7 protein-coding genes are annotated in these 7,702 nt (G+C 61.0%); all 7 read left to right on the forward strand.

Annotation, left to right across the window (positions count from 1 at the left end; all coding sequences use genetic code 11):
- Nucleotides 1-2,289, forward strand: a 2,289-nt coding sequence (locus tag OCGS_RS11150; protein WP_156801039.1) for an adenosylcobalamin-dependent ribonucleoside-diphosphate reductase, incomplete at its 5' end; no start/stop codon positions are given.
- A 263-nt stretch (nucleotides 2,290-2,552) separates the two neighbouring features.
- On the forward strand, nucleotides 2,553-3,824 hold the full coding sequence (locus OCGS_RS11155) for a nucleotidyltransferase family protein (protein ID WP_238538251.1): 1,272 nt from the start codon (nucleotides 2,553-2,555) through the stop codon (nucleotides 3,822-3,824).
- 44 nt (nucleotides 3,825-3,868) lie between these two features.
- On the forward strand, nucleotides 3,869-4,318 hold the full coding sequence (locus tag OCGS_RS11160) for a type II CBASS E2 protein (protein ID WP_238538252.1): 450 nt from the start codon (nucleotides 3,869-3,871) through the stop codon (nucleotides 4,316-4,318).
- Nucleotides 4,302-4,964 (forward strand): HNH endonuclease, encoded by a 663-nt coding sequence (locus OCGS_RS15115; protein WP_040610964.1) that lies wholly within the window; start codon nucleotides 4,302-4,304, stop codon nucleotides 4,962-4,964. Before OCGS_RS11160 ends, OCGS_RS15115 begins: the two co-directional genes overlap by 17 nt.
- An 82-nt stretch (nucleotides 4,965-5,046) precedes the next feature.
- On the forward strand, nucleotides 5,047-5,469 hold the full coding sequence (locus OCGS_RS15250; protein ID WP_052026179.1) for a hypothetical protein: 423 nt from the start codon (nucleotides 5,047-5,049) through the stop codon (nucleotides 5,467-5,469).
- Nucleotides 5,470-5,502: 33 nt separating this feature from the next.
- A complete protein-coding gene (locus OCGS_RS14885) occupies nucleotides 5,503-6,024 on the forward strand; it encodes a TniQ family protein (RefSeq protein WP_083848257.1) in 522 nt (173 codons plus the stop codon).
- Between the two features lie 42 nt (nucleotides 6,025-6,066).
- Nucleotides 6,067-7,350 (forward strand): hypothetical protein, encoded by a 1,284-nt coding sequence (locus tag OCGS_RS11180; protein ID WP_156801041.1) that lies wholly within the window; start codon nucleotides 6,067-6,069, stop codon nucleotides 7,348-7,350.
- Nucleotides 7,351-7,702 lie beyond the last annotated feature (352 nt).

Genomic DNA, 7,702 nt, shown 5'->3' on the forward strand with positions numbered 1-7,702 from the left:
ACCCGTTTCGCCGCCCCCATCGCCGAACAGATCTGGGACATGAAGTATCGCCTCAAGGACGCGGACGGCACCCCCATCGACCGCAGCGTCGAGGATACGTGGCGCCGCATCGCCCGCGCCACCGCCGCGGTCGAGGCCGATCCCGCCTTGTGGGAGCCGCGGTTCTATGCCGCGCTTCAGGATTTCCGCTTTCTCCCCGCCGGGCGCATCGCGTCGGGTGCCGGAACGGGCCGATCGGTGACGCTGTTCAACTGCTTCGTCATGGGCACCATCCCCGACAGCCTGTCGGGCATCTTCGATCACCTGCGCGAAGCCGCGCTGACCATGCAGCAGGGCGGCGGCATCGGCTACGACTTCTCGACCATCCGGCCCAAGGGCGCGGGGGTGAAGGGCGTCGCCGCCGATGCCAGCGGGCCGCTGTCCTTCATGGATGTGTGGGACGCGATGTGCCGCACGATCATGTCGGCGGGCGCGCGGCGCGGCGCGATGATGGCGACGATGCGCTGCGACCACCCCGACATCGAGGATTTCGTCGCCGCCAAATCCGACCCGGCCCGCCTGCGCAACTTCAACGTCAGCGTGCTTGTCACCGATGCGTTCATGGCCGCCGTCAAGGCCGACGGTCCGTGGGATCTGGTCTTCGACGGGCGCGTCTGGCGCACCCTGCGCGCCCGCGATCTGTGGAACCGCATCATGCGGGCGACCTACGATTATGCCGAACCCGGCGTGATCTTCATCGACCGCATCAACGACATGAACAACCTTGCCTATTGCGAAACCATCGCCGCCACCAATCCGTGCGGCGAACAGCCCCTGCCGCCCTATGGCGCCTGCCTTTTGGGGTCGATCAACCTGGCCCGCCTGGTCGATGACCCGTTCACGGACGCGGCCGCGCTGGACGAGGATGCGCTGGACGACCTGACCGCGACGGCCGTGCGAATGATGGACAACGTTGTCGATGCCAGCCGCTTCCCGCTGGACGCGCAGCGCGCCGAGGCGCAGGCCAAGCGCCGGATCGGTCTGGGCGTGACCGGCCTCGCCGACGCGCTGGCGATGGTTGGCGCGCGCTATGGCAGCGACGGCGCGGCGCGTCTGACCGAACGCTGGCTGCGCCGTCTCGCCCGCGCCGCCTATCTGGGTTCGGTGGATCTTGCCCGCGAAAAGGGGGCGTTTCCGCTGTTCCGGGCCGATCCCTTCCTGGCCTCGGGCACCATGATGCGGATGGACGACGACGTGCGCGAAGCGGTCAGGACGCATGGCATCCGCAACGCGCTTCTGACCTCGATCGCGCCCACAGGCACCATCAGCCTTTACGCCGGCAATGTCAGCAGCGGGATCGAGCCTGTCTTCGCCCATGCCTATACCCGCAAGGTTCTGCAAAAGGACGGCACCCGCACCGAGGAGGAAGTCACCGACTACGCCGTCGGCCTCTGGCGCGATCTGAACGGCGACGCGCCGCTGCCCGACCACTTCGTCAGCGCCCAGACCCTCGATCCGATGGATCACGTCCGCATGCAGGCCGCCGCGCAGAAATGGGTCGATTCGTCGATTTCCAAGACCATCAACGTCCCCGAGGCGATCGGCTTCGATGCCTTCCAGGATGTCTATATGCAGGCCTGGGATCTGGGCTGCAAGGGATGCACCACCTATCGGCCCAACCCGGTCACGGGGTCCGTCCTGACCGTATCCGAAGAACGCCGCGACGCGCCGCCCGAAGTCGCGACCGCGCGGCTGTCGGCCCCGGCCGAGCCTCATGGCGACGTCATTCACCTGACCGAACCCCTTGACCGCCCCGAGCGGCTGGAAGGGCAGACCTACAAGCTGAAATGGCCGGGCAGCGAACACGCGCTTTACATCACGATCAACGATCTGATCCAGGACGGCCGCCGCCGCCCGTTCGAGATCTTCGTCAATTCCAAGAACATGGAACATTTCGCCTGGACCGTCGCGCTGACGCGGATGATCTCGGCCGTGTTCCGGCGCGGCGGCGACGTGTCCTTCGTGGTCGAGGAGCTGAAGGCCGTGTTCGATCCCCGCGGCGGCGCCTGGATCGAGGGCCGCTATATCCCCTCGATCCTCGCCGCCATCGGCGGTGTGATCGAGCGCCACCTCGTCGCGACCGGCTTCATCCCCGGCGAAGGGCTGGGCCTCAAGACCGACCCGCAGGCCAATGTCGTGACGCTGGCCCCGTCCTCTGCCAAGGCCTGCCCCGCCTGCGGCAGCTTCGAGCTGCACATGATCGAAGGCTGCATGACCTGCGCCGCCTGCGGCCATTCCCGCTGCGGCTGAGAAGGGCAAGGGGTTACATTGAAGCGACCACCAAAACTTGGCCAGTGGACCCATTCGGATGACCATTAAACAAGCAAATTATGTCCATAAAAGGGGGCTTTAGGCCGACTCTCGTGTTGCCAAGCTTCCTTTGACGAAGCTGGGAGTCATCAGCAAGGATCTCATTTGAGAACAAGAGTAGAACAATAATCTATCAATGGTGTTGCCGGCTGGTCGGCGTGCCTATATATTGATTTGTAGAGCGATTTTACTGAGGGAGGCAGTTGGAGGAGCTCGAAGGGAAGGAGTTCGAAATGCCCCTTGATGATACTGCACCTGGTCTTGACGCGCTGCTGCTTGGCACGGCTCTTGAACTTGAGCTCAGTGACCGAGATCATCGTGTCAGCGAGAAACGATACCAACTGATCCCGGCACACCTGCAACGGACTGCCAGCCGGCTTAGCCCTTATATAGGTGACGCACTGGTATACGCCCAAGGTTCACGAGCGATAGGTGCAACTATCATCGACGGAGCCACGGACGACAGGTTCGATCTCGATGCCATCCTCGAATTCAGGCGGCCCCGCGGGTGGTCGATTTCAGATGTGCTGGACGAGTTGTTCGCGGCCTTTAAAGGATTTCCTGACGTCCAGGAGATCGAGCGCTGCACGCGGTGCATTCAGCTCAAGTTCGCCTTCATGCATCTCGATGTGACGCCAATGGACCCCTACCGGGAGCCTCGCCCGCTTCGCTGTGGCGTGATTTACCACAGCCCGGACGACGGGGACGACCTGCTCTTCCCGGCCAACCCCTATGGATTTGCCGACTGGTTCCGGAAGCAGATCGTTCTTCCGAGCCGCGCCTTCCGGGATCACGTGATGGCGATGCGGTCGAACATGGGGAACAAGGATCGCCTGGTCACCAATTCGATTATGGCCGATTCGGATATTGATGCCCTGCCGGCGCCTCGCAATCCCCTACGAGACGCTTCACAGGTGATCGCCCTCAAGCTGATGAAGCGCTATCTGAACCTGCGCTATGCCAAGCGCAGCCTGAGACGCCCCATCTCGATCTACCTGTCCAAGATCGCTGCACTGGTTCCGCCGAACGAGAACGGTCTGTGCGCCCAGCTGGAGAGCTACGCGCTCGACCTTGAGCGTCGTGTCCACACGTCCATGGTCACCGGCGTCCCGCTCGACGAGAAGAACCCGGCTCCGCCGCACGAAGACTTCAACGATCGCTGGCCGACCTCCAACGAAGATCTGCGTGTCTTCCGTGACGATCTTCGGCACCTCGTCGCCGAGCTCGCGCGCGCCCGATCGTCGAATTTCACCGATGTCCGCAAGGTCTTCGACGACCTCTTTGGTGAGAGGGTCAGCGAGAAGGCTGTCCGATCCTACCTCGACAGCCATCGCGGGCTGTCCATCCCGAGCGCCTTTGAACCTGCGAAAGGCTTTGTAGCGGCCCCTGCTCTGCTGACGCCGGCCGCTGCAAAAGCAGCGCCAATATCGAAGGCACCGGCACATCACTTCCATTCCGGCCGCCTGCCGAAATGAAGGCAACTGCGCGACCGAAATCGCGTGAAGCACAAGCCGAGCGCATGCGGGAGGTCTGGCCGGGGCTGAAGCCGTTGACCGTGTTCTCGGACGGTCGGATCGCCTGGATCGGCCCCGTCCGCGGCTTTCAGATGAGTTACAAGGTGTCCGTCGTCTGGAATCCGGCCAAGACGATTCCTCCGCTTGTGTTCGTTCGCCAGCCCACCATCGCTCCGCGGCCCGGCACCGGCTGGATCGATATTCCGCATATGCTCTACGACCCGGAATCGCCCGAAGTCTCCGCGCTCTGCCTGTTCGACCCCGAGCAGAACGAGTGGCATAGCTCGATGTGGATTTCTGACACGATCGTCCCTTGGGCTTCGGAATGGCTGCATCACTATGAGCTATGGCATTTCGATGGGGTATGGCGCGGTGCCAATGCCCCAGGGCCCATCTCGATCGGAGCCGGCATGAATCGACCGGAGAAGGAGTTGCAGAATGTCCAGGGGGCGTGATGCCACTCAACCCACCCGGCTGGTTGTCTGGGGGCGAGCGGCTGGCCGTTGTCAGTATACGAACTGCGGTGAGGAGCTTTCGGGCGACCTAATCACAGGCGATCTTTCTAAGAACCACGCCTACCTTGCGCACATCATCGCTTCAAATCCCGAGGGTCCTCGAGGACATCCTGACTTGTCGCATGAGAAGTCCGACGACCCTGACAATCTCATGCTGCTGTGTGATCGGCACCATCGTGAGATTGATGATCGGAATAAACTCGACATCTACACCGTAGACGCCCTGCTTGAAATGAAGCGACGGCATGAGGAGCGGGTTGCCCGAGCCATCATGGACCCAGACGTGCCTCTGGCGCACATACTTCGGGTATCCGCAGCCGTCGGCGACAACGAGACAACCATTCCTCGACAAGCGTGTGCGCGGGCTATGATCCCGCAGTTCATCATCGCCAATCGGCATCCGATCGACATCTCGATCCGAGGTTTCCAGCACAAAGACTCGGACCCGGGCTACTACCAGATCGAGCTGGCGAACCTACGCAAAGTCTACGACCGAGAGATTCGAGGGCGCTTCAGGGACGGCGACCTCGAGCATCTTGCCGTGTTCGGCTTCGCGCCCATTCCTCTGCTTATGGAGCTCGGCTGATTGGATCGATGAGGCACATGACGTCTTCCCGCAAAGCTCGAAATCCGAAGCGCCGGACATTCTGAAGACCCTGAAAAGGCTCATGCAGGGTGAGAGCGCGGTGATCGTGATCCTCTCCGGAATTGACCGCCTTTGGACAAACGTGTGCTTCGACGATCAGGTGAGCCGGCGCTATTTCCCGATCGCTCTGCCGCAGGTGTCTGGTGGAACTGACTGTAACCGGCTGTGGGCAATTCTTGGAAGCTACTGTGGTCTGGCCGGTCTCGAACTTCCCGATCGTAGTGATCTGATGGAAAGGCTTGTGCACGCCAGCCGTCAGCGCTTCGGTCGCTGCATCGAGCAGATGATCGACGCGATCGAGATCGCCTCTGCGCGCGGCGACACCAAGCTCGACAGCAAGCATTTCGCTGATGCTTTTTTTGCAAGGGAAGGTTGCTCGGTTGGCGAGAACATTTTCCTCGCACCCCGTTGGTCGGCGATCCAGCTGCGCAGCCGCACCGTCTGAACCCCCTCCCGATGATCTGACAGGAGCCCGACGATGTCGGTTCTCGTTCCCTTTTTGCCCTACGACCCGTGCGAAACCCCAATGTCTTTCGCTGCCCGTCTGGCGAGTTTCCATCTCGGCGCACGAGTTGTGCCCTTTCTCCATGACATCGGAATTCGTCCCGAAGCACTGGTTGGCTGCGAGTTTGATGCCGTCGAACAACTCGCTGGGGTCACTGGCGTCGACAGCGCCGCACTCCATCGAAACTCGGCGCACAGGATCAGAAAGCGCCGCTTCGAGTTGCGTGGGCATGAGTTTACTGCTGAATTCTTCGCCAGTCCTTACACGGTCTTCTGTCCTGCATGTCTGCGTGATGATGATGCCTTGGGCGGTGATCCTGCGTTGTTCCGAAAAGGTCGACTTCTGTGGACGCCTCGTCCTGTCCGAACCTGTCCGATGCATGGCCTCGAGCTTGTCCGCCGAAAGAAGGTCTCGTGGGATGACGCCTTTCACCAGATGGCCCTGCGGGTGCCAGAGCGCGCTGAGGCTTTGGATGAACTGGTGGATCGGGCTTAGCGTCGAGCGCCGTCGCCACTGCAAGGCTATGTTGTTGCGCGCTTGGAGGGAATAACGGGTCCGTCATGGCTCGACAGCCAGCCGCTTGAGCAGGCCGTTCGCGCCACCGAAATGCTTGGTTTGCTTCTCGAATTCGGTTCTAAAGCAAAGCCCGGTGATCTCAATGAAGCTCAATGGGACGCCGCTGGCCGCGCAGGGTATGAAGTCACGTCCGAAGGCGAGGAGGGCATACGGGATGCGCTTCGGGATATTCAGGCGGGTTTCCTGAAACAGGGAAGCAAACCTGATCGCGGGAATGTCCTCGGAGCGCCCTACAGGTGGCTGGCATCGCCAAAAAACAGAAAAGACCCAGGCGACATCCGACGCATCATGCGGGAGCATATCTTCGCAGAGATGGAGATAGCGGGTGGCGCGGCAATTCTTGGCGAGACGCTGGGCGAGCGTCGGCTCCACAGCGTGGAGTCGCTCGCGTCGGAGACACGCCTTGATCCGCGCACGCTGCGGCACGTGCTCGCCGCTCACGGGCTGGTGCCGGTTGAGAAACAGGGCACCGGTTATCACGTGTTTGACGCCGCTGCGGGGCGGCAAGTCGCTGCCTCTATTCATCGTTCGACAAAGATGAAGTCGCTGCCGAAAGTGTTGAATTGCACCCGACCCCAAGCCGGGCAGCTCGTTGACGAAGGTATGCTCGATCCGATCGCGGATGGTCGTTCGCAGGCTGCTGGACGAACTCGGAAGGCCATCGGCAACCAGGATATCGAGAGATTTCTTGCGGCGTTGCATAATTCCGCACGTCCCGTGAGCATGGCATTCGCGGGCATGGTCAGCATCGCAAAAGCCGCCGAGAAAGCGAAGCTGTCCTGCATCGAGATTGTGCACCTCGTGCTTGGTGGGTTCCTCCAGAACGTGATGCGTCTTGAGGATGTCGAAGGCTATGCAGCAATCCTCATCGATCCAGTCGAAATGCGATCAACGAAGGCCCAACATCTACCCGGCATCTCCGGTTCAGATGCCTTCGCGCGTCTGAAGCTTCCGAGGTCCGCGGGGTGGGAGTTGGTGCACCGCAAGGAAAGCCCCCGCCTTCAGCCTATCGTGATCGATGGCCGGAACAGCAAGCATCGTTTCTTCCGATTCAACGAGGACCAGGTGGCGGCCTTCGCGTCTGAATACACGACCGAGATCCGTGTCGCCAACGCGAACGGTATCGAGAAAAAAGACGTAGTGAAACGACTCAAAATGCGGAGGGTGCGACCGGTCCTCGATCGAGTTGATATCGGCCTCAACTTGTATCGGGCACAGGATATCCCGACGTTCGAACCGGTTTGATGCTTGGTCGCGAGACGCAGAAAGATGATTTGATAGGCCGCCCGATGGGCGGCCTTTTTCGTTTGCAGTGATCGAATCTGTGACCTTCTTTCTCAGAAAGAAGCGCAAGTATCTGAAAATTTCGAAGCCGCCTCCGATGGCCACGAATTGGTAGTCAAATGGACAAATCTGCGGATTTTGCCTACCTGCTCCAGCCAGAAATCAGTGACTTAGAGGCGGCTGATGGTCATCTTTTGATGGTCGCTTCATATATATCGCGATTGCGGCCCAAGGCTTTCTTTGGCAAGCTCCCTAGTCCGACGGAAGTCGAGGATCGAGGAAGCCGACGACCGGCCAGGCCGTGAGCGCGCCA

It is taken from the genome of Oceaniovalibus guishaninsula JLT2003, from assembly GCF_000299575.1.
In the GTDB taxonomy this organism is placed as follows: Bacteria; Pseudomonadota; Alphaproteobacteria; order Rhodobacterales; family Rhodobacteraceae; genus Palleronia; species Palleronia guishaninsula.

Excerpts from the sequence above, each read along its gene's own strand:
- OCGS_RS11160 (WP_238538252.1), top strand. The coding sequence starts at position 3,869 with ATGCGGGAGGTCTGGCCGGGGCTGAAGCCGTTGACCGTGTTCTCGGAC.
- OCGS_RS15115 (WP_040610964.1), top strand. The coding sequence starts at position 4,302 with ATGTCCAGGGGGCGTGATGCCACTCAACCCACCCGGCTGGTTGTCTGG.
- OCGS_RS15250 (WP_052026179.1), top strand. The coding sequence starts at position 5,047 with ATGCAGGGTGAGAGCGCGGTGATCGTGATCCTCTCCGGAATTGACCGC.
- OCGS_RS14885 (WP_083848257.1), top strand. The coding sequence starts at position 5,503 with ATGTCGGTTCTCGTTCCCTTTTTGCCCTACGACCCGTGCGAAACCCCA.